Genomic DNA, 23,766 nt, shown 5'->3' with positions numbered 1-23,766 from the left:
ACCTCTTTGTAAGCGATTTCTACAGAACCATTTTAACATATTTTTGTATTAATTAAGCTGTTCAATATCTGCTAATAAGCTACTTTGTTCAGGTGTTAGCCGCTCATCCTTTTGCCGTAACTTAAGTACTTGTAGACAAGTGTGCAAAATCTTTTTTCCTTGTTCCGTCACTTGTTTGCCATCTATATCAGGCGTTACATTGGCTAAAAAGTCATCCATCTCATCAGCAGTAACCTTGAAAACATCATTTTCTCCATGAATCAAGGGCATCCGATTGAGCATTTCTTCAATCATTTGTAATTTATTTCTAGCTTCTTCAAAATCCATCTTGTTCACATCCAATTCTTTTATTATACAAAAAAACAGCCACCTAAGTGACTGTCATCTTTATTTCGTATTAATAATTGCGTTTGAAATTGTAGTTGCATTAGATTCGATCAGTTGATGCGAATTGTTAACAAAAAGGGAAGCCCCAATTCCTATAGCAGCAAATACAAGCCAAACTTTCTGTAAAACTGTACTCTTCATGTTCCCAGCTCCTTATATTTCTTATTATATAAAAAGCCGATCGTTATGGGAATGGCTGCGCTTACAATTAACATAATTGTAATATTATTTACCTTTACTTAAGAGTTACTTCTCCAGCAACATTTGTATCAAAAAAATCAGCAATTTGATGGACGTCCATCCCTTGCCCTAAAGCCCACATTAATTTGGTAATCGCACTCTCAGAAGTCATATCACAAGCGGAAATAGCTCCTTCCAGCAAAGCCTCACGCCCCACCTCATATTTGGTCAAATCGCTACGTTCATACAAGCATTGACTGCTGGCTACAACGGGAATACCTTGACGAATTAGCTTACCAATTGCGGCTACCATGTTGCGGCGAATAAAGTTCATCCCGCCTAGACCATACGCTTCGATAACAATCCCGCGGCAACCACTATTAACCATCGCAAAAAGCAGATTAGGATCAAAACCTGGAAATAGTTTCACCAACGATACGTGCGAATTAATTTTAGTATTTAAGGTTGGCTGACCGTCATGTTCTTTTTGAAAATGTTCTGAATTAAAAACTAACCCATCGGAAGAAACGGTTGCTACTGGTGGTACATTCACACTTTCAAAAGCATCAAAGTTGGTAGTCCGCACCTTTACACTGCGGCAGCCCAGCATAACTTTATTATGAAAGGCTAAATAAACATCAGGTGGACAAGTTGCTGCAGCTGCAAAAGCCAACCGTAGGTTATCGTGAGCGTCACTTAGGACCACGTTAATTGGTACCTGACTTCCCGTCAGCACAACCGGGATATTAATATTTTTCAGCATAAACGACAACATTGATGCCGTATAAGCCATAGTATCAGTACCGTGTGAAACAACAATTCCATCGTAATCATTGCGGTATTTGTAAATATTTTCTGCAATAAATTTCCATTCTTCTGGTTGGATATTAGAAGAATCTAATTGCAAAATATCGCGGACTTGAATGTCGTACGGCAACTTTCCCAACATTTTAATTAACTCTTCACCGGTTTCCTTGGGTACTAGGCCTGCATCAGAAGCAACGGAAGCAATAGTTCCCCCAGTTGATAGCAATAATATTTTCTTCATCTTGTTCCCCTTTATCTCAAATCACAATGTCGACCATAACTATTCATGATTAGATCAATTAAAACATAGGCCGAACTAAAAGTTACCGCATTTTGCTTACTAAATTGAAATGGCGTAGTTTTGAAGAAAAAGCTATAGTCGCTAAGAGAGGCTAGTTTTCCCGTTTGCCAGCTAGTCAATGACACCAATTTCAGTTCAGTATTCACGACATCAATCTTCTTAAGTTCTTCAATAATTGTTTTATTAAAACCACCAAATGAAATAACAAACAGCATGTCATTTTCCCGTGCAGACCGCCCTAATAATGCCACTTCGTCGCGTGCACTAGGCAAAATAATTGCTTTTTTACCAATTAAGAAAAAGTTATGCGCCAAATATTCCGCGATAATTTGCTGCTGCCAGCCAGTAGAGTAAAGATAGATCGTTTCCGCTTGATCTAAATCCGCAAAAAATGGTTGTAAGTTTAATCCCTTAAAATATTTAAAAGTTTCAGCAATGATCTTTTGTAAATCCGTATTGAAATCTAGCGTTTGCTTGTTCTTAACGTTTTGCTCCTTTCGTGTAGCTAACTCGGACAATTCAAATTTCAATTCGCTGAAACCACTTAATCCCAATTTTTTGCTTAGGCGAAAAATAGCGGACTTAGAAACGTATAATTTCTGAGCTAATTCCAGCAAACTCAACTGACTTGCTGCTTCAGGATATTTCAATAAATAGCTAACGATTGCTTTATCGGTCTCATTAAAACTTTCCTTTTTCTTCATGACCGCTGTTTCTAAATCCATTCTGTTTCCTTTCTCATCACTGTTTCTTATTAAGAAAAGAATATCATGTCGTACTCAAAAAAGGTAGCCACCCTATTTGAGTAACTACCTTAATTTTTATTCTTGAATTGAAGTTATGTTATGACAATTAATTATTTAAGTTCTGGCCAGTATGGAGCATTAACTGGAATCATGTCATCCAAAATCTTCTTAGCAACGGAAGCATCTGGAACGGTCTTGTTTAATGCAAATGCTTGTAGCATCTTATTGTATGAATGTTCAACATAAGCATCAACAACCAATTTTTCACAAGTTTGTTGTTCCATCATCAAGCCTCTTTGGAAGCGACCTGCTTTACCCGTAGCCATTGGTTGAATGCCATCAGCACCAAACAATGCTGGTACTTCAACAATTGAATCTGGATCCATATTAGAAATTGCACCGTTATTAGCACAGTTAGCTAAGAACTTTTCATGAGTGTTAAATGCGATCGCATGACAAATATCTACGATATATTCAGAGTGCAAACCTGAAATATCCCAAATATTATTCTTAGCAGTTCCCACCTTTACGATTCTTTCACATTCGCCAAAGACAATCTTTTGCCGGTGTTCACGAATTTCATCAGTACGAGTATGCTTCGGATCAGCATTAGCAACTTCATATTGTGGGAAGTAGTAGTATTGCATGTAATTGTTTGGCAAAGTTTCTGGCTCTAGCTTATATTCATCGGCAACTTTCTTAAAGGTGGCTTCCCAAGAAGCTTCAGTATCCTTGTCGTAATCGCCACCTACCCAATAGCCGTGCTCTTTGACGTATTCCTTCAACTTAGGCATTAAGTCTTCGCCAGTCTTCTTGTTGCGAACTTCTTTCCACCAGCCAAAGTGATTCAAACCATAATAGTTAAAGTCAATATCATGCCAACTGTCCAAACCACAAATGGCAGCCATTCTGTCCATATCATCAATCGGCATATCACAAATGTTAATTACCTTAGCATTTGGACGAAGACGACGGCAAGCTTCTGCAACGATTGCAATTGTGTTGGAGTAGTTGATCATCCAAGCATTTGGTGAGTATTCTTCCATCCAATCAATAATTTGCAAAATTGCGGGAATTGAGCGAAGACCATAGGCCATTCCTCCGGGTCCAGTAGTTTCTTGACCATTCACGCCATATTTTAATGGAATCTTTTCATCCAAGCTTCTCATGTGATATTTACCAACACGAATTGATCCCATAACAAAATCTACATCAGTAAAAGCCTCTTTAGGATCAGTTGTGTAAGAAAACTTAATTTGTGGTGCCCTTTCCTTCATGATAATTTCAACAGCTTTGGCAATCTTTTCTTGCCGTTCAGCATCGTTATCATAGAACTTCAACTGTCTTAATGGGAATTTATCCTGACTCTTGATTAAATCAAGGACAAATCCTGGAGTAAAAGTACTACCACCGCCAGCAATAACTACTGAATATTTCTTACCATCCATAATCTATTTTCTCCTTTAAATAAAACTAAGTTTTTATCTCTGTTTCATTTGCCTTACGCATATATTTATATCATCTTCTTCCACAAATGTATTCGTTTTCACCAGCTTCAGACTTTGTTTCAAGTTTTGGAACGCGTTTCACTACGCGAAATATTTTTAAATGTTGCCTTAAGCCTAACAAATCAGGTGTTTAACTGCCTTTATTAGTAATAGTGTAAACATGAAAAAAATAATCGTTTCATGACCAAGATAAACTATAATTTGAATATTCCTTTAACCACAAAAATAAATAGTCCGTATTTGATGATCGTATAGCTTTAATTACAAAATACGACTCAAACTAGTTTCACTTCCATATTTTGTAGTGTAATTTTGAAATTAATTATAATTTTAATATCTTTCTGCTATTTTCTATACAATATAATATTTTTAAAACATATCTTTGCTAAACGCTGATTTTATCCCAACTCTTAGTCATTAGTACTTGATAATTTATAGATAACTTAGGTTATAATTATATATTTTTTTATATAAATTTAGCCTTTATTAAAAAACTTTTGAATTATTTATTAGTCGTATAGCTTTTATTTTAGGTCGCCCTAAGTCTTGATAAACTAGCACTCTAAAAAATAACATATATGTTTTTATTTAACAAGATACGTTATTAAAGCTGTTCATATATAGACTTTGTTTTTAATAATGTTAGTATCATTCCATGAAGAGACATATAACGATCTTTAAGGAATTGACTACTCCTTAAGCAAAAAAATGACTTATAAATTGGGAATTCTTTTCGTAATATAGGGGGATTAGGAAAAATGACAAAGAATGTTAAGCTATTATCACTTATCGGTATCGCAGCCGCTTTAGCAGGTGGAAGTGTTGCTATTTCAAATAATAACAACTCTACTGTTCAAGCTGCTTCTATCACATTACCCGCTGGTTACACCAAGAGTGCCATTATTAAATGGAACCAAACTGGTAAAGCAAGTAAGGCTTTGATTGATGCTTCTAAAAAAGGCATGAAGGAAAACACCAATAGTGATGCGGGTTCAGATAATACGTTAGTTAACGTGACTAAATTAACTGCGTCTCAACAAAAAGAACTGAGCCAATACACTTTAAGCTTAATTAATTCTGCACGTCATCAACTTGGCAAGCAAGACTGGACTTACAAGCGAGGTGCTTTGCACTTTGCAAATCGTGTAGCTAACGAATACTACAACCATAACAGATCTTGCTGGGATGCCGACCACTATGTTACTGGAATTGAACGCGCAGCTAAGGCTTCTGGCCTTAACTCAAAAGTAGGTCAAGTCTACGAAGATGAAGCTGGCTTGCCTATCTCTTCAACATACAATACTAACTTACGTCCAATGTCAGTATTGAAAAACCAAATTTACTTTAACGTAAAGCAAATGCTTTTTGGCGGTTTTGCAGGCTCTGACAGTCAGATGAATGACTCATCTAGATACACTGAATGGGAACACGCTGGTGATTTACTTGGTTGCCGTACTAAGAGCTACGATGCTAAGACTAAATACTTTGGTATTAGTTTCAGTGGCTTAAAGGATGACCAAAGCAAGGTTAGTGTTCACATGATGGGTGTTGCTAAACGTTACATCCAAAACTACAGAAAATTCAATCATTAAAACTAACGCTGTAGTTAAAAACTTAATACAGTTTCCTAATCCAAGAGCTCAAGTAGTTCAGTCAACTATTTGAGCTCTTTTATTTTTGCCCATTTTTCATCAAAATCCTGTCAAAAAAATGCAGATATTCACACATTTTCAATTAAGCTATCTAATTGTTTGTATACATTAGCTAATACTAATAGTGTGTTAAGTTATTATCTTATTACTATTTTGTCTATAATCCTTGATAAATCAATGTTTCCATCAATAACTATACATAATTAACAACAGTACAGCAAATTATGATTACAATTAATAAACTTTTTCAAAAGCAATTTTTACATTATCCATGCGGGATTTTCGCTTACACAATCTATTACATTATTGTTATCTAAAAAAAAGGATTGCTATATTAAATAGCAAATGGTATATTCTATATCAATATGTTCAATGAACATAAAAAAGGGAGGATAAAGATGTATTTCACTACTACAAGAAGAAAAACTAGGAAAGACAGGATACATATCCAATTCTTTGCACAAGCCTTAAAAAAAGACCTATCACAAGGAACTGTTTACAAGTATTCAGTTCAAAGATTCTGTGAAGCTGCAAATATCTGTCGCGGAACTTTTTACCGCAACTTTAAAAATTTGAATGATCTATTTAGTCAAGTACTGCAATTCGAAATCAATTCTTGCTTCAACAATCCCCAATCAAGTACTTTACATAAAAAAGCACACAACTTACTGATAGAAATTGAAACTAATGCCACCTACTATCGAAATGTACATTCTCTTGCCTCAAGTCAAATTCGAACACAAGTTGACCAAGCTCTTTTTCGTGAAATGCAAAAATTACTATTCAATAGTAATCTTTCTAATAAGCATATCCAAAGCATTTCCAGTTTGATTCTTATTCGAATTCTAGACTGGATTGCTCATGACTATCAGGACAATGTCATCACAGTTTATACTGACGTTGAATGCCTTTTTCTCCATCACATTAAAAAAAGTTGCTAGCAACGAATACTAGCAACTTTTTACATTAAGCATAAATTTTACGTTTTAAAATACCGACATAAGGTAAATTACGATATAAGCCGTTATAGTCAAGACCATACCCTACTAAAAATGCATCTGGAGCTTGAAAACCATAGTAATCAGCATGGAAATCAACTACTCTAGTATCTGGCTTATCAAGCATAGCTACCACTTCAACGCTGGCGGCACCACGGTCTTTCATCACTTCACTCAATGCTTGAAGCGTACGACCGGTATCAATAATGTCTTCCATAAAAATTACCGGTTGATCTTTAACATCAGATTTTATATCTTGAGTGATCTTTACCTTGCCTGTTGATTCGGTACCGGCATAACTTGAAGCCTTAATTGGATCAACTGTCAATTTAAAGTTAAGTCGCTTGATCATGTCACTAGCAAAAATCATTGCCCCATTTAAAACGGGAATGACAATCGGCTGCTTGCCCTCATATTTTTGATTCAATTCAGCAGCCATCTCATCCATGCGCTTATCTAATTGTGCTTGATCAAACAAAATTTTCTCAATGTCGTTGTTCATTATCTGTCTACCCTTTGAATTCATAATTTTGTCATTGATAAGATTTTAACATGATTTAAGACTGAGTTAAAGCTCTGAAGTACTAAAAGTAAATAATTTGTTTATTTATTGGCTACAATTAGCCTAAATTGTTCGGATTTTAACAAAAGTATTTCACTGAAATTAACCTTATTACGATTAGCATAATTATAATAAGGCTAATCGTAATTATGTTATAATCAAATAAAAGAAAGGAATAAATCTATGCAACATTTTGTCGGTAGAAATAATGAACTCAATGACCTCAATGCTAAATATCAGAGTCCTAACTTCGAGATGATCGTAATCTATGGCCGTAGACGAGTTGGTAAAACCGCCTTGATTAGTGAGTTTATTCAGAATAAACCTGCTATTTACTATCAAGGAATAGAATCAACAGGTGATATGAATCTCAAGAATTTATCAGAAAAAATCAACGATTTAAAAAATGATGATTTTAATACTGCATCCTACGCTGATTTTGAAAAAGCTTTTACAGAAGTGCAAAATATTGCTAATCATTTAGAACAAAAATTAGTCTTTGTCATCGATGAATATCCCTTTTTAGCCAGATCAGAACATTCTGTCAGCTCTATTCTTCAATACGTAATTGACCATGTCTATAAAAAATACAATAATGTCATGTTAATTCTTTGTGGGTCATCGATGTCATTCATGGAAAGACAGGTCCTGGGGTACAAGAGCCCACTTTACGGCAGAAAAACTGGGCAATTAAAACTAGAACCATTTGACTTATTTGAATCAGAAACAATGCTGCCTAGTGTTAATAAAAGCGACTTATTAGGTTACTATGGCATCACTGGTGGCATTCCTCAGTACTTGGCTTATATCAATCCCGAGATTTCATTGAGAGATAATATTAGACAAATGTTTTTCTCACCAGTTGCTCCTCTGCGTGATGAACCGAACGTTCTAATGCAGGAAGAAATGCGCAATCCAGCTACATATAATGCTATTCTCAAAACTATTGCTAATGGTTCCAATCACTACAACGATATTGTGCAAGCAACTGATATTACATCTAGCTCTCTTACACCCTATTTAAAAAATTTAATAGATATTGGCGTCATTCAAAAAAAGCAACCACTTTTTAATAAAAATAACCGCAAAGCTTACTATTATATTGTTGATGGTCTCTTTCGTTTCTGGTTCAAGTTTGTCGACGGTGAGACAGATTTAATTGTTAGAGGACAAGTTGATCGCTTATTAGACTATATTATGAGTGAATTACCCAGATTTTTAGGTCCAGTATTTGAACAAGCTAGTGGCGATTGGCTTTGGCGTCAAAATGATTTACCAATTGGCATTCGTACAATTGGTCAGTGGTGGGGCCCTAATCCAGCTAAAAAGCGTGAAGAAGAAATTGATATTGTTGCACCTGATTTCACTAATAATCAAGCTATTATCGGTGAATGTAAATGGCGAGCAAAAGATAAGATTAAACCGGAAATGATTGATACTTTAGTTGAAAGATCGTTCCTAGTACCCAAGATTAAACAAAGCTATCTTTACTTTTTTGCCAAAGAGGCAACGCCTGGTTTCAAAGCATATGCGCAAAAAAATAATGTCACAGTAATTGAATACCAACACTTTTTTGAATAAACATAAAAGCAGCATCCCAAAGCTTATACTCTAGGAATGCTGCTTTTTCTCTATATTTTCTTAATCATATGATCGTAAGTGCGGTCACCAATCGTCATCGACTTCTGCACTTCATAACCTTTATGCTTGTACAAAGCTTGCGCACGTGGATTTTCTTTGTCCACATTTAAGCTGATAATATGATAGCCATGAGCTAACGCTACTTGTTCTGCCTCGTCCATCAGACGACTAGCAATGTGTTCACCCCAATGGTCGGGATGTACAGCTAACGCATCAATATACCACTCGTGTGGCCAAGCTTCTTGATCATCAAAAATCACGGTTGAAATGGGTAAACCAGCATTTGCATAGTTATGGCGCAAGACAACATCGATGATCTTCTGGTCCTTATAAGGATACATATCTAAAATTCCGGTCACCTTACCATGATCTTCAGCTACCCAAATTCGGCGGTATGAATAGCGATAATCCTCGGAAATGAACCCTAATTTCATTAAGCTATAGAATTGATCTTCTGGCAAAGATTCAATTGACTTCATCTGCATTTCATCAAAAATTTGTTTTAATATCGGATAAACAAAGGGAAAATCCGACTTTCTTGCTCGTCTAATAATCATTACTTTCTCCTTAAAAACTATTCATCATCATGATCATTTTCAAACAAATCAACATCATCGACTACATCGAACTTGATTGGGTTTTCTACTTGATTTTTTAACAGGTCAAATATAGTAGTTGCCTTCGGTTCCAGCAATTTGCAGTCATGCATTAAGCGATATAAGGCGAAGAGCTGCGTATAAGTGGCTCGAATCAACAGTCCATCCACCTGATAAGCCGCATCATTATCATCTACTTGCATTGAAGTAGTCAAAAAGTCGCGCATTTTTCTTTCCGCATAATCATTACCCATCATTTCTTTAAGTGCTAGATCCATGTCAGCGTAGGTACGTGATAGTTTAGTAATTCTCTCAAAATTGTAAGCCAAATCAACATTAATTAGTTCAACACTATCCTGGTCTATTTTGCCTTGGTTCTTGCTAATCTCACTAGCGAGGTCATCGATTGCCTCACCAAAGGCACCAAAAACATAATCAAGCGTTAGTTGAGTTTCTAACTGCTCCGGCTCCATCTCAACTAATTGAGCCGCATTTTGTGCATTCCAAGCAAAAGAAGGACTCAAAACTCTTCCTGGCGTTTGGAACAGGATCCCTAATAACCCTTGCTTAGCAGAGTACTGCACATTGATTGAACCAGGTTCAAAATCGCAACGTTGAGCCAAATTTTCTGCGGCAGATTGAATTTTAGGATATAGCTCAGCTACAATTCCTGAAGCATCACCCTGATTATTGTCAATGACGATTGAACCATTTTGCCAGGTATCATGTGGATTATTTTCATCTAAAACAGAGAAATTAGGATCTGCAGTAAAACCAGCATCAATATCTTGGTTAGGTAAATAAATTAGTGAGTGACCTAAAAAGTTGGTAATTGCATCTGCAGCTTGATCATCGCCGATCGAATCAATGTACGCTTGTAAACTATAGAGGTACCCATAGCCTAGCTTATTAATAATTTCAATTAAATCATTCTTGTCTTCGTTGTTGCTAGCTTGAACACAGCTACGCAGTTTTTGCCGCAAATCATTCAATGATCTTTCATTAGTGCTAGCTAGGTAGTTGTCAACGTCAGGGATACTGAGAGAAAAGCCAAAAATCAAACGATATAAGTAGTCTAGATCGGCACAATAAGCATCCCAATCATCATCACTAATTTGTCCTGCGGTGTCTTGTAAATCACGGGCAAAATTAAGGATAAACGAAATGGCTAAATGAGCCGCACATTGCTCTACACTCTCATTTTCAATCATTGTTGCAATCTTAGTACCTAGAATATCATTTCGAAAAATCATCACATCATTAGGCGACTGCAAATACACAATCAAATCATGTTGTGCTTCATCATACTCTATTCCAAAGGCACCTACAGGAATAAGATTATTTTGTACTAATAGCTCGCTAGCCTGACGAAATTTAGTAGCCAATTTTTCAGCCTCTGGTCGCTCGATTGGATCACCTATCAAATTGCTTGAATTATCACTATCAGTTTGCTCAACATTAGCAGATGCATCTTCTAACAAAGAAAAGTCAGGATCTGGCTTGAACAAGTATGAATCATTGGGGATCTCCATTGTCATATGATGAACTAAACGACCAATTGCTTCAGCATCATCAGTTGAGCGCTGGACTTCCTTAGAAATAGCCAATAAATACGCGTCTGGCAGCTCTGCCAATTTGCTTTCAGTCTGCGCTAATATATCTGCTCCATATAAGCCACTAGCAGTTAAAGCCTTTTGCAAATTTTCTCGTATTTCCACTATAGAGGTACCTGCTGTATCACGATAGTAATTATTAATCGTTTCATTTTTTCGCGTCAACCTATACCAAACGTTGTAAAGATAATCCACATCCTGACGTAATTGTGTAGAATCAAGTTCAGCACGTCGTTCAGGAGCTGTGGCATCAAAAAAACTACCTGCTAAACTAACAATAATTCCTTCACCGTTAGAAGCGTCATCTTGCTCAAGTAAATAATCATAAGTTTGATCATTTAAAAACATGCTCGGAATTATTAAATTGTTAGGCGTTTGTAGGTAAAGATAAAGATCGTCTTCATCAGAATCGAGTTCAGTATTCAAAGAATTAGGAACAATGCAGCCAAGACTGTAAATCCACTCAATTGCATTATTGACTTTGTTAATTACTTGTTTTAGTTTTGCATCTTCAGTCATGGAAAAAACCCCTTTATTATCAAAAAAGCCGTAAGCAATTACATTTTCACATATTTACGCCTTGATTGCATTCCTTTTGACAATCAAAAAAAAGATGAAGCATCAAATCCTCATCTTTTGTCTATTTCAACTCTTCAAAAAAGCCTTGCTTCTTCAAAATCTCTAAATATCGGTGAACTGCATCAGGCCAAGTTGGTAAAGGCTTAAAACCATTTTCAACCAGCTTACTCTTATCCAAGCGTGAGTTAAATGGCCGCACCGCTTTGGACAAACCATATTCTTCAGTCGTTACCGGTGTTACCTTGGTATCGTAGCCTGCTTGACGATAAATTTCTTTAGTAAAATCGTACCAAGAAATATAGCCTGTTTTAGTACCATTATCGTCAAAACCGCTAGCAGTCTCAGACAATTCGCTATTAGTCGTATGGTAATAACCGTATTTATCAGTTTCTATCATATCAACCAGCAAGCGTGCTAGATCAAAAGTATAAGTTGGCGTACCAATTTGGTCATTAACCACCTTAACTTCATCATGACTTTTGCCTACTTTAAGCATCGTTTTGATAAAATTATGACCATTAATGCTAAAAACCCAAGCGATTTTGAATTTACAAGGAACCCAGTAAAAATTGTGCATCCCCCGCCCCGATCGTCATCTCTCGAATTTCATTAAGTGAAAAACCCAGATATTTCAGTAGCAAAATCTGTTGCAATTTGGCAAAATCTTGATCTGTATATCGCCGCGCACCACTCTTAGTACGCGCAGCTGGCTTTAATAAATTTTTCTGATCATAATAGCGAATCGTACGAATTGAGACATGCGCTTTTTCCGCAAACTCGCCGCTTGTGTAGTATTGAGTCATGTTAATTATCTTTATGAAATACTAAACGTTAAAACTAGTCCAGTCAACTCAAACCAAGGTAGCATTTTTTACAGTCAACAACGCTAATAATCATACATCTCTTCATCTAATTGCTTATTCATTAGCTTCTTGATTTCATTAAAAGTATTAAGTAAAGTTTCAAGGTTATCCAAAGCTTGTTTCACTAACTTTTGTAATTTTTGCTCATTTTCTATATATTTATAAGTTTACGAGATTGAGGGCATGCTTTCAAATAAATTCAATGGAACTTACTTTACATTTACTAACCCAACAGTTGATTATGTCCTAGAAATATTTTTATGTTATCAATTTGCTGCTGACATTGTCGAACCTTTATACTGATCCAATGCCGATTGCAAGTCTTTATCAGTGATTTTTACTTTTTGATCTTTTAACACTTGGCTAATTACATTTTTCATCACAGTAGAGTTTGCAGCCCATTTATTATAAAGCTCCTTAGTTAGTTCTGCCTTGCTACTTTCAAAATTTCCCTTATCTGGGTGTTTAACCATTTTTATTATTTCATATCCATTAGTGACTTTTACTGGCGTTTTGGTATATTCGCCATCCTTAAGCTTATATGCTGCATTTTTAAAAGTTGAATCTAAATTTTTATTTTCTTGATTAAATGCAGCTAATTTTCCGCCATCGCTACTTGTAGAACTATCTACAGAATACTTTTTAGCTAAGCTTGAAAAACTCTCACCATTATTTAGCTGCTCAATAACTTGTTCAGCTGTTGTTTTACCAGTAGTCAGAATATGCTGCACACTGACTGAAGGCTGATAATCTTTCCATGCTGCCTTCAATTGTTTATCCGTCGGCTTAATTTGAGATTCCAAAGCAATTCGACTAAGTAAATTGATTTGAATCATTCTTTTAAAAGATGCTTTAGTATATGCACCCTGGGCTAAAAAGTTATCGAATTGTGAACCATAACGTTCCTTATAGTTGCTGTACTCAGTATTGACTTTTTTAACATCCAATTTTTTACCATATTGTGCTTTTAAAGCATCATAAATTAATAAATTAGCTAAAATGGTCTTACTTGAGGGGGACGATTTAAGTTCTTTATAAAATTCTTCTTGAGTAACTTTCTTATCTTTCCCATATTGTGCAACTTCAGCATTATTTGATGTAGAGCATCCAGCCAAGCCCAACAAAGAAAAAACAGTTGCAGTCATCATTAAATTTTTTAATAATTTATCCATCTTGTCTGCTCCAAAAAATATATCATTAAATTATTAAAAGTATTAAAGCAGATTTTAACTTTAATTTCAACTAAATTATAAAATAACAAATAATAAGCTATACAATTTTAAAATCATTTTTTTCTTTTTGATGTTATTTTCAGAATTAATAAGTCTTCTTGAGATTAAAATTATTTTTCATTTATTAATCAAAATAAAAAAATTAGTATGAAATTTCTGTTGCTTTTTATGATCTTTCTCAATATAATATTTGATTAATATTAGTAATATTAAATTGAAATAAAAATTATTAATATTAATTAAAAATTAAAGCCTTATTATTAATTATTTTGGAGGGCTATTTTATGAAGAGAAATAAATATGCAGGGGTATTGGTTTGTGCTGCTACCCTATCTGTCGTATCTGTGTTTGCCACTGCCGAACAACAAGTTAAGGCTAGTGTTGAAAGTCAAACCAAAACTGTTGCAAAAAGTACTCAAGCAGCAGAATCTGCTACAACCGGTTTAACTAACAAAGCAATTGAAGCACAATTAGCAGCAAAAGGAGTTAATCTTAAGCACTTAACTCCTAAGCAAAAGCAAGACGTATACGTTGATGTGATTGTTCAATTGTCAGCTGCACCAGCTGCTACTAATGGCTCAGTAAGTGCTAATTCAAGCAGCGCAGAAATTGAGCAAGCTTCCAAAGAAGTAATTGCCAATCAAGCTTCTATTAAGGAAAAAGTTAAAGCTATTACTAACCAAGCAATTGGTAAAAGTTACGGTTACGTAGTTAATGGATTTGCTACCAAGGCAAAAGTAAAAGATATTCAAAAATTAAGAAATATTCCTGGCGTTAAATCTGTAACTTTAGCCAAAGTTTATTACGCTAATGACTCTTCAGCCGATGATATGGCTAACGTTTCAACCGTTTGGAACAATTATAAATACAAAGGTGAAGGTACTGTTGTTTCTATCATTGATACTGGTATCGATCCGAACCATAAGGATTTGCGCTTAAGTGATGATTCCAAGGCAAAATTGACCAAAGATAAAGTTAATGCCTTTACTAAAGAAACTGGTTATGGTCGTTACTTTACTGATAAAGTACCATACGGTCACAATTATTCAGACAATAATGACAATATTACCGATGATAATCCTAGCGAACAACACGGAATGCACGTTGCTGGTATTGTTGCTGCCAACGGTACTGCTGCTAACTCTGTTAACTCCGTTGTTGGCGTTGCTCCAGAAGCTCAGTTATTAGCTATGAAAGCTTTTTCTAATTCAGATAGCTCAGCTTCTACTGATTCTACTAGTATCATTGGCGCAATCGACGACTCTGCTAAGCTTGGCGCTGATGTCTTAAACATGTCATTAGGTTCAGTTTCTGGTCAACAAAATGAAGATGACCCAGAAGTTGCTGCTGTTGAACGTGCTACTAAAAAAGGTACTGCAGCCGTAATTTCTGCTGGTAACTCCGGTACTTCAAATTCAGAAACTGAAGGTGTTAATAAAGCTTACTACGGTAACCCTGACATGGAAACTCTTGGTAGTCCCGGTACTGCAAGAAGTGCAACAACTGTTGCTTCTGCTGAAAATACTAAGGCTACTACTGATGGAGTGACTATTACATCTGCCGATGGTAAAACTACTATTGTAAATCCAGAAGCTACTCAACTTTCAGAAGGTACTGATCGTGCTTTCTTTAATGATAAAAAATTTTACGTCGTAAAAGACAAGAATGGCAAATTAGGCACAGGTGCTGCCAAACAATATACTTCTGCTGTGAAAGGTAAAATTGCAATCGTCAAACGTGGTGATCTTACTTTTACTGATAAGCAGAAATACGCCCAAGAAGCCGGTGCTGCTGGTTTAATAATTGTTAACAATAAACCTGGCGATATGACTGGTATGTCACTTACTGCTGGCTTCCCTACTGCCGGTTTATCAGCCTCAGCAGGAGAAAAATTAGTAAAATACGTTGAAGCCCATCCTGATGAAGCATTGAAAGTAAGCATTGTTGTCCAGGCTTTGAATAACTCTGCTCGTCAAACAGACTTAATGTCTGATTTCACTTCATATGGTCCTGCTTCTAACTTAGCATTTAAGCCTGATATCTCGGCACCTGGTGGACATATCTGGTCCACTCAAAACAACAATGGTTACACTAACATGTCTGGTACTTCAATGGCTTCTCCATTTATTGCTGGTACCCAAGCACTTGTTAGTCAAACAATGAATGACAAGAATGGTGCTTTCTACACAACTTATCAAAAAATGAGTCCAGAAGAAAGAACTGCATTTATCAAAACTTTAGAAATGAATACTGCAAGTATTCAACCTGATATCAGCCATGATAATGTTATCGTTTCTCCACGTAGACAAGGTGCTGGTTTTATCAACGCCCAAGCTACTATCCAAGCTCTAGCTAAAAATCCTTCAACTGTAGTCAGCAGTGATGGCTATCCTGGTGTAGAACTCAAGAGTTTTAAAAATAGAAATCTTAAATTCCAAGTTAAATTTACTAATCGTACCAATAAACCTTTAACTTACAAATTAGAAAATAATGGTAAAGATTCTGATGTTTACACCTCTGCTACTGATGGCTCTGCAGTTTTATATGATAAGAAGATTGACGGAGCTTCAATTAAAGCTAGTGGTGACGTTGTAGTTCCTGCAAATTCTACTAAGGAACTCACTTTAACTCTGACTTTACCTGCTAACTTTAATGAAAATCAATATGTTGAAGGTTTCCTAACATTTAATGGATCAGACTCCTCACAATTACGTCTCCCATATATGGGCTTTTTTGGTGATTGGGCAAGTTCAGATCTTCCAATCTTTGCTAGTCTCAATGATCCAGATGTATTCCAGCCTGACAATAATATGTTTGGAACTTTAGTAACCGTAGGTAACAGTGCGGATAATACTAACCCAGGCTTAAGTAGAGACGCTTCTGGTAATTTACGTTTTGATCCTTCAAAATTTGCAATTTCTAATGCTAAAAATGCACAATACAAGTGGTTTAAGCCTACTTACTACTTGTATAGAAACGCTAACAACGTTAAGATCCAAATTTTGGATAAAAATGGTAAAGTAATCAATACTTTAGCTTCTTTGAGTAATGCAACCAAGACTTATTATGAGTCACAAGAGCAAAGCTATACTTACTTTAACGATGCTCCTTCTTGGGATGGTACATACTTCGATCAGCAAGCTAACAAGACTGTTAATGCTCCTGACGGAAACTATACTTATAGAATTTCTGCAACTGTTAATGGAACAAATACTGAACAGCATTATGATATCCCAGTCAAAGTTGACAGTGTTGCACCTGTAGTAAAGAATCTTAAATTAGAATCAAGCAAGATCAAAGATAATAAAGGGCAAGAACAAACTCGTTATTACTTGTCTGCAGAAGCAAAAGATGAACTTAGTGGTTTAAGTGGTGAGGTAAATGTTTCTGTCAATGGCGTTTCAAGTCAACTAGAATATGATCCTACTGTTAAAGCAGATAAAGATGGCTTCAAGAAAGTGGAAATCGACTTATCTCCAGCTCAAGTAAAGGCGCTTCAAGCAGGTACAAATAGCTTTTCTGTTGCATTATTCGATAATGCCGCAAATGCAGGTACTACTTCAGGTGAAGGCAATAAGCCAGGTGAAACCAGCTTCGGCTTAGTTCTTAGAAATGGTGGATTGCCAGACAAGATCTCATCACAAACTAAGAACTACAATGCAAAAAGTGGTACTTATGTATTCTCTGGTACCTACCCAAGTAAAGTCTATGGAACTTACACTGATAAAGATGGTCATACTCATGACTTTAGCGTAGAAAGTGATGACAACAAGTTATTTACCGCAGAACTTCCACTTTCTCAAGACGATTATAAGACTACTATTGCTCTTTATGCTGATTCTGATCATAAGACTTTGCTTAAGAAACAAGACATTACTGTAAGCTTAGTCCCAGCTAAAGTTGAAAGCCTATCAGTTGATAAGAATGATACTTATGATGTAACCAAAGATAAATCAGCCACATTAGCCCAAACTTCTGAAAGCACTGCAAAACTTTCGGGTAAAGTAAGTGCTGACACTAAGACTTTAGTGATTAAACAAAAAGGTCAGAAAGATGTTCCAGTTGAACTTAACGCTGATCACACATTTAGTACTGAATTACCAGTAAGTTTTGGTGAAAATAGTTTTACTCTTGTTGCAACTGACGCTGACGGCAACTCATCTAGCGTAGTACAAACAATTAAATCTAGTGATCGTGGTAAAACTACTGTTTCAAGTAGTGATGTTACCTTCAATAACGGCATCAAGTGGGGTACTCGTAACGTTAATGCCAAGACTAAAAACTACAATCCTAAGACTGGTAAGTTAATCCTTACTGGTAAAGTAAAAAGACCAACTACCACTTTGCAAATTGGTGGTAAAAACGTAAAGATTAATTCAGATCAAACATTTAGAGTAGTACTAAACATTGGCACTCATGGCGCTAAGATCTTTTCAGCATTGATTGGTGATTCAACTGTTAGAGAAACTACTCAAGAGAGATTGAGCTTCTATGTAGACGCTGAAGCTCCTACTCTAAACTTAGATAGTGAAAACACTGTATACACTAATAAGGGTAAGTTTACGATTTCGGGTACTGTAAGTGATGACTATAAATTCTATGACTTGTCAATCAATGGTAATGACGTTGAAACTAGTTGGAGTGATGTTGATTACAATAGTAAAGAAGGTATCAAAAAGAACTTTAAGCACGAAGTTGATTTGAAGAAAGGTAAGAATACTTTCAACGTTAAAGTAACTGATTCCCAAGGGAATTCGAGTTCACAAGCATTAGTTGTATACTATGAACCTGCTAAGACTTTAGCTGAGCCTAGCGTAGAACAAGTTGTTGCAAAAGATGGTAAATCCGCAACCCTTAAAGCAACTACTGATGAAGCTGAAGCTAAGGTAGTTTACAGCATTGATAATGGAAAAACATTCAATGATGTACCAGTCGATGGCTTTAAACTTACTAAAAACGGGACCGTACAATTCAAGACAGTTGATAAATATGGCAATGAATCCAAAATTAAGTCTGTAGAAGTTAAGGATCTTAATCAAGAAACTAAGCCTAGTGAAGATGAAGATTTAGCCAAGGCCAAGGAAGATCTTCAAGCTAAAGTTAATGCTGGCGAAAAGAAGGACTTAAGCAAATTTACTGATGAATCTAAGAAAAACTTTAATGAAGCTTTGAAGAAAGCTGAAGATGTCTTAGCTGACAAGAATGCTAAGTTGTCTGACCTTCAAGATGCTGCTAAGGCTTTAGATAAAGCTGAACAAGCATTAGCTGAAAAGCCTGCTGAACCATCCAAGGATGACAACAAGCCTAGCGAAGATAAAGAATTAGCTAAGGCTAAGGAAGATCTTCAAACTAAGGTTGATGCTGGTAAAAAGAAGGATCTTGATAAATACACTGATGAATCTAAGAAGAACTTTAACAATGCTTTAAAGAAGGCTGAAGATGTCTTAGCTGACAAGAATGCTAAATTGTCTGACCTTCAAGATGCTGCTAAGGATCTAGACAAGGCTGAACAAGCATTGACTGAAAAGCCTGCTGAACCATCCAAGGATGACAACAAACCTAGCGAAGATAAAGAGTTAGCTAAGGTTAAGGAAGATCTTCAAACTAAGGTTGATGCTGGTAAAAAGAAGGATCTTGATAAATACACTGATGAATCTAAGAAAAACTTTAATGAAGCTTTGAAGAAAGCTAAAGATGTTTTAGCTGACAAGAATGCTAAGTTGTCTGACCTTCAAGATGCTGCTAAGGATCTAGACAAGGCTGAACAAGCATTAGCTGAAAAGTCTACCCAGCCTTCTACTCCATTGCTTCCAGGAAATAATAATACTGCATCAAGCAGCAACCAACTTTGGGGCAATCAAACTGTAACTCCTGCTCACGATGAAAAAGACACCAAGAAAAATGACAACAAGAGTACAACAGAAGATGGCAAGGACACTAAAGTAATGTTCAAGTCAACTCTTTATACTAAAGACCTTAAAAAGACAAAGAGTTCTGCCAAAGCTTACAGTTTTCTTAATCTAGTTACCGAAGAAGGGAAACTTAAGGTTTACACATTTAGCGGTCAACACTTCTATAAGATTGTCGGCCAGGATGCATATATTCGTGTAAGAAATGTTACCGGTACTAAAGTGACATTGAAGAGAAATTCATTTGTTTACCAATCTAATGGTAAGAAAGCATCACATAAACTTCTCAAGAAAGGCACTACTATCACTGTTTACGGTGATCAATACAAGGCACTCAAACATTACAAGAAGTATGCTTACAGAGTCGGCGAAAGCAAATATATAAAGAGTGTCAACATTAACAAAGTCAATCTTGTAAAATAAAAATCTAAAAAATTATTTAGCTAGTTTTAGACATTTGCTCTAAATAAAAATCCTGCTAATTCAGTACATAATGTGTACTGGGATTTAGTAGGATTTTTTGATTTTGGGATTTTTATAAGTAAAGTTAAAAATTACACAGAAAGAACATCACATCTATCCATAAATAATATTTAAACTTGAACTAATTCCTAAACCAGTAGCTCTATTATTTAACATTAATTCAGCTTCAGTCCTAGTATGGAATACCGCCAGCTACTTTTATACCAATTTGACCATCAGTGGCTTCAAACATTACCCTTACATCTTCAACTTTAGCAATCGTTGAACATGCGCCAAAAGGGAAACCAATTACTGTTACAGCTTTAATATTAGTACCTTTCAAAAGTTGACTAACGTGTCTTACTCAGCAGAGTTGACGCATACCGAATGAAACCTATATTGCTTTGCTTCTGCCACAACTCTATCAATTTCCTTTTCCGTAGCACTCGGAACTAACAAAGTATGATCAATATAATTATTTAAACCATTCATCTCCTTAGTTTGTTCTCATTACTGTAGAACTAACTAAATCATCAAGTTTTTTATTTGACTTAAAATGTCCTTGGTATTAAAAATATATGATCTTGCCACAAATATATTGCATCCCGTTGAAGCAGCAAGAATAATATTCTGATCATTAACTCCCCCGTCAACCTCAATTGAGATAGATGAAAGGTTACTTTTTATTAACTGGTCAACTTGTTTAATTCTTTTAGGAGTATCTGGCAAAAAGCTTTGTCCACCAAAGCCAGGATTAACAGACATAATCAGTATTTGATCTAAATAGTTAAGATGCATCACTAGACTTGATACTGGTGTTTTCGGATTAGGTACTAATCCTGCTTTCACGTTATGATTATGTAAATACTTAAGCCAATAATTCACTTGAGAAGTAGCTTCATAATGAAATTCAATAATATGCTGCAATAAATGCTGGGATAAAACGAGATAAATTATCACTCATCAGATGTACTTTAATGATAGAAAGTGGAAATTTTTCTTTAAAATCTTTTACGAATTTTGGACTGAAAGATAAATTTGGTACAAAATGTCCGTCCATGATATCAATATGAAATCTCTTTGTTCCTGCCAGAATTACAGCTTGAATACTCTGTGTTAACTCAAAACTATTAACATCTAATATTGATGGTGCTATTATCATTAGTTTCTCCTAAAAAAGAGTCCAACCTCTTAAAAATTTGAGATCAAACTCTTCTTAATACAGATTACAAATTTAAAGTTGTAAATTATAAAATTCACTAATTTTTGTTCTATCGATTATAGCGGGGAAAAGTATAAGTCCTTGCCATTATTGAATTAATTGTTTTACTTTTTTTATTGTACTTTCACACTCTGCAGTCTTAAAATTCGTAACATCTAAAAAAATCGTAGTACCGAGTTTAAAATTTGATAGTTACGCTTTTTATTAAAGGCATCATACTTTGATTTTGTAAGCTTTATTTTAATTTTGCTTCAATTCTTAATTACATCACCTTTAATGATAATGGATCATTAAATTGACCTAAATGTCTACTAGAGTCTAAATCACGCTTTTGTTGACGTTCATATAAAACATTAGGATCAGCGATTAAAGTAATCGTAATTATCTGATAATTATAACTTTTAGCAATTTTCTCAAGTACGTCGTGTTACTTATAGCTGAATGGATAGTCTGAAATAATTGATTTCTTTTCTTTCATCAATCTTTGTACATCATCATAGAACATACTATATGCTTGCCTATCTAATTCTGCTCTTTGACTTAAATTATCAAAGCCTTTTTCGTAATATAGTTGTTCCTTGAACACATCAATTGATGATTCAAAGAAAAAGTTAGGAATTTCTTTTCTAATCCAGTTGTCAAAATATGATTTTCCTGTACCTGGACACCCAGCTAACAAAAGAAGCGTCTTTTTCGCCGGTTATCACACTTTCAAATTACTTATTCATACGCGTGATGCTAGTTAAATCGTTCTAGGCAATAGGCTAAATCTATGCAAAAAGCCAGATCTCTCACGAAACCTGACTTTTTGTACTTTCAACTTTCATATTAATTAAAAGTTCAAGTAATTTAGTATCTTTTTCTAGTACTATTATCTATATGATCATTTAGTAACTGCATTTTTAGCAGGATGCTGAAGCATTGTAAACACAGTAGCAATAATTAACACTACTAATGCTGGAAATGCGAGTGCAGCCGTTACTCCGAACAATGCACTTCCAATAATCCCCAAGATTGGACCCACAATGGAGATATTAGCCTTTTTTGATTTAACCAAGGCAACAATATTTAATACAACACCGACCCAGGCCATAATATAGAAGAAGGCACTTGCTCCACCTGTCGCATTTCCTCCAGTAGTTGCATCAGAAAAAGCTGTCCCAAAGATCACAAACCAAGATACTGCAAATAAAACACAATTTACAATATCCAAAATACCAGTCCACATATTAATCTTCAACTTCATCATTAGATCCTCCAAGTAATTTAATTTTTCTGTTGAATATTAAAATTCTTCAAATTAGCTAGATAAATTGATCCACCGATAATCGCAAGAATTCCGCCTACCCAGCCTAAAGCAGGAATTAAAGAAATAGCTCCACCAACGATTAACAATACATTTGATGATGTTTTTACTTCATCCATCCCTTTGTAATAAACCGCTCCGATAATCCCTAATGCTAAAATAGCAATCTTAATAAGATACAAAGCAATGGTAACAATGGTAAAAGCGGTGTAATTTTCACTACCAGACTCTGCAGCAGCTGCTGCAACCATAAACCAAATACCGAAAAGTAAGATAATTCCTCCCGCTAATCCTACAATTCCATTGGTTAACGCCAAATTTTTACTTTTCATTGAAAAGCCTCATAAAGTAAATCAGCTTTTATAGTCATCAGTATTTTGGACCAATTTTGTATCTCAAACGTAAATTTGAAATGTAACACTAAGTATTAAACAAGAAGACCATAAAACCTAAACTTAAAGTAACAAATAATCAAAAAACTAATCATTCAAATGGCTCATTGCGTATTGAACTTGATCTGAAGTAAATCCTTCTCCGCCATCATCGATACTAGAGCTCAATTGTTCCTGAACATCAGATCTAGACAAATGTTCCTCTTTAAGATAATTTCTTGCACATTTCAATGCATTTTCATTCCAATCAGCATTCAAATGATCAACAGCATACTGTCCAGCGTCTTGTGTGAATCCTTCTCCGTCTTTTGATGTTAGCTGATCTAATAACCCTGCTTTACTCATAGGTTGATCTTCATCATAATCTTTAGCTGTAGCCAGAGCATTTTCATATTCACTTGGAACTTTGCTTTTTGAACCAGAGCTAGATTCTTCATTAGACTCTGAATTTGTACTACTGCTCTTCTTATGATTTACCTTAGTGACTGTATGACTAGATTCACTACTTGAATCCTCATCAGAACATCCACTTAGTGTACCAATTCCACTAGCCAACAAGATTGATACTAGTCCGAATGTAAATAATTTATGTTTCATTTATATCTCCCACTAATAAAACATTTATTCTATAAAAAAACATACTATAACATTAAACCATATTATTTTAATACATATCGAAGAGACTGTAAAATATTTTGTGTAAGGATGAATGATTTCTTAAATTTATTTCTTTAAACATTAGAAAAAGGAGTTCCTTTCTCGTATGATTGGTTTGAACAAAAAACACATACAGAAAGAAGAACTATTTCA

Annotated in this window: 18 protein-coding genes and 3 pseudogenes; 4 read left to right on the top strand and 17 right to left on the bottom strand. The window is 35.2% G+C overall.

From position 1 onward, the window contains the following. Window positions 1-48: 48 nt before the first annotated feature. The 5 genes from CP367_RS05810 to CP367_RS05790 all read right to left on the bottom strand — a co-directional run bounded on the left by CP367_RS05810 (window position 49) and on the right by CP367_RS05790 (window position 3,869). Window positions 49-342, bottom strand: a complete 294-nt coding sequence (locus CP367_RS05810) for a hypothetical protein (RefSeq protein ID WP_057727029.1) — start codon at window positions 340-342, stop codon at window positions 49-51. Window positions 343-387: 45 nt separating this feature from the next. After that, window positions 388-528: a hypothetical protein gene (locus tag CP367_RS10840; protein ID WP_005725642.1), complete on the bottom strand. Its 141-nt coding sequence runs from the start codon at window positions 526-528 to the stop codon at window positions 388-390. A gap of 94 nt (window positions 529-622) precedes the next feature. After that, entirely contained in the window at window positions 623-1,615 is a 993-nt protein-coding gene (locus tag CP367_RS05800) for an asparaginase (protein WP_023488349.1), read from the bottom strand. A gap of 11 nt (window positions 1,616-1,626) precedes the next feature. Continuing rightward, window positions 1,627-2,400, bottom strand: a complete 774-nt coding sequence (locus tag CP367_RS05795) for a MurR/RpiR family transcriptional regulator (RefSeq protein ID WP_023488350.1) — start codon at window positions 2,398-2,400, stop codon at window positions 1,627-1,629. A 131-nt stretch (window positions 2,401-2,531) separates the two neighbouring features. Further along, window positions 2,532-3,869 carry a 6-phospho-alpha-glucosidase gene (locus tag CP367_RS05790; protein ID WP_005718261.1) on the bottom strand — a complete coding sequence of 446 codons (1,338 nt, stop codon included), beginning with the start codon at window positions 3,867-3,869 and terminating at the stop codon, window positions 2,532-2,534. Between the two features lie 818 nt (window positions 3,870-4,687). On the opposite strand from CP367_RS05790, the gene CP367_RS05785 reads away from it, so the two are divergent. Both CP367_RS05785 and CP367_RS05780 read left to right on the top strand, forming a co-directional pair. Then, complete coding sequence (locus CP367_RS05785) at window positions 4,688-5,521, top strand: SEC10/PgrA surface exclusion domain-containing protein (RefSeq protein WP_065989965.1); 834 nt, start codon at window positions 4,688-4,690, stop codon at window positions 5,519-5,521. A gap of 458 nt (window positions 5,522-5,979) precedes the next feature. After that, on the top strand, window positions 5,980-6,522 hold the full coding sequence (locus CP367_RS05780) for a TetR/AcrR family transcriptional regulator (protein WP_005723891.1): 543 nt from the start codon (window positions 5,980-5,982) through the stop codon (window positions 6,520-6,522). Window positions 6,523-6,547: 25 nt separating this feature from the next. Here CP367_RS05780 and hpt read toward each other — a convergent pair whose 3' ends face one another. Continuing rightward, entirely contained in the window at window positions 6,548-7,081 is a 534-nt protein-coding gene (hpt, locus tag CP367_RS05775) for a hypoxanthine phosphoribosyltransferase (protein ID WP_089146078.1), read from the bottom strand. A 243-nt stretch (window positions 7,082-7,324) separates the two neighbouring features. Here hpt and CP367_RS05770 point away from each other — a divergent pair, with 243 nt between their 5' ends. Beyond that, the gene (locus tag CP367_RS05770) at window positions 7,325-8,722 is read left to right on the top strand and encodes an ATP-binding protein (RefSeq protein ID WP_089143436.1); all 1,398 of its coding nucleotides are present in this window, start codon (window positions 7,325-7,327) and stop codon (window positions 8,720-8,722) included. Between the two features lie 50 nt (window positions 8,723-8,772). Here the strand turns inward: CP367_RS05770 and CP367_RS05765 are convergent, their stop codons facing one another. The 5 genes and pseudogenes from CP367_RS05765 to CP367_RS05745 all read right to left on the bottom strand — a co-directional run bounded on the left by CP367_RS05765 (window position 8,773) and on the right by CP367_RS05745 (window position 13,605). Beyond that, window positions 8,773-9,336, bottom strand: a complete 564-nt coding sequence (locus CP367_RS05765) for a GNAT family N-acetyltransferase (RefSeq protein ID WP_089143445.1) — start codon at window positions 9,334-9,336, stop codon at window positions 8,773-8,775. Window positions 9,337-9,356: 20 nt separating this feature from the next. Continuing rightward, complete coding sequence (locus tag CP367_RS05760) at window positions 9,357-11,510, bottom strand: hypothetical protein (protein ID WP_089146079.1); 2,154 nt, start codon at window positions 11,508-11,510, stop codon at window positions 9,357-9,359. A 121-nt stretch (window positions 11,511-11,631) separates the two neighbouring features. After that, window positions 11,632-12,114, bottom strand: a pseudogene (locus CP367_RS05755) (NAD(P)-dependent oxidoreductase); the annotation flags it as partial. A 7-nt stretch (window positions 12,115-12,121) separates the two neighbouring features. Then, window positions 12,122-12,373, bottom strand: a pseudogene (locus CP367_RS05750) (MerR family transcriptional regulator); the annotation flags it as partial. A 326-nt stretch (window positions 12,374-12,699) separates the two neighbouring features. Continuing rightward, complete coding sequence (locus CP367_RS05745) at window positions 12,700-13,605, bottom strand: peptidylprolyl isomerase PrsA (protein ID WP_089146080.1); 906 nt, start codon at window positions 13,603-13,605, stop codon at window positions 12,700-12,702. Between the two features lie 344 nt (window positions 13,606-13,949). On the opposite strand from CP367_RS05745, the gene CP367_RS05740 reads away from it, so the two are divergent. Further along, the gene (locus tag CP367_RS05740; protein ID WP_065989977.1) at window positions 13,950-19,997 is read left to right on the top strand and encodes a S8 family serine peptidase; all 6,048 of its coding nucleotides are present in this window, start codon (window positions 13,950-13,952) and stop codon (window positions 19,995-19,997) included. Between the two features lie 232 nt (window positions 19,998-20,229). On the opposite strand, the gene CP367_RS10750 is transcribed toward CP367_RS05740, so the two are convergent. The 6 genes and pseudogenes from CP367_RS10750 to CP367_RS05715 all read right to left on the bottom strand — a co-directional run bounded on the left by CP367_RS10750 (window position 20,230) and on the right by CP367_RS05715 (window position 23,553). Continuing rightward, window positions 20,230-20,379 (bottom strand): hypothetical protein, encoded by a 150-nt coding sequence (locus CP367_RS10750; protein ID WP_158227328.1) that lies wholly within the window; start codon window positions 20,377-20,379, stop codon window positions 20,230-20,232. A 182-nt stretch (window positions 20,380-20,561) separates the two neighbouring features. Further along, window positions 20,562-21,198: pseudogene (rpe, locus tag CP367_RS05735) on the bottom strand (ribulose-phosphate 3-epimerase). A gap of 487 nt (window positions 21,199-21,685) precedes the next feature. Beyond that, entirely contained in the window at window positions 21,686-21,937 is a 252-nt protein-coding gene (locus tag CP367_RS05730; RefSeq protein WP_065989979.1) for a hypothetical protein, read from the bottom strand. 204 nt (window positions 21,938-22,141) lie between these two features. After that, window positions 22,142-22,507: a transporter gene (locus CP367_RS05725; protein WP_065989981.1), complete on the bottom strand. Its 366-nt coding sequence runs from the start codon at window positions 22,505-22,507 to the stop codon at window positions 22,142-22,144. A gap of 17 nt (window positions 22,508-22,524) precedes the next feature. After that, window positions 22,525-22,896, bottom strand: a complete 372-nt coding sequence (locus CP367_RS05720) for a hypothetical protein (RefSeq protein ID WP_065989983.1) — start codon at window positions 22,894-22,896, stop codon at window positions 22,525-22,527. Between the two features lie 147 nt (window positions 22,897-23,043). Continuing rightward, window positions 23,044-23,553 carry an Ltp family lipoprotein gene (locus tag CP367_RS05715; RefSeq protein ID WP_081307129.1) on the bottom strand — a complete coding sequence of 170 codons (510 nt, stop codon included), beginning with the start codon at window positions 23,551-23,553 and terminating at the stop codon, window positions 23,044-23,046. Window positions 23,554-23,766: the final 213 nt, after the last annotated feature.

Origin of the sequence: Lactobacillus sp. UMNPBX16, from assembly GCF_002553775.1 — a bacterium.
Classification (GTDB): domain Bacteria; phylum Bacillota; class Bacilli; order Lactobacillales; family Lactobacillaceae; genus Lactobacillus; species Lactobacillus crispatus.
Note: the sequence above shows the minus strand (reverse complement) of the source record. Positions and strands in the feature narration are given on the sequence as shown.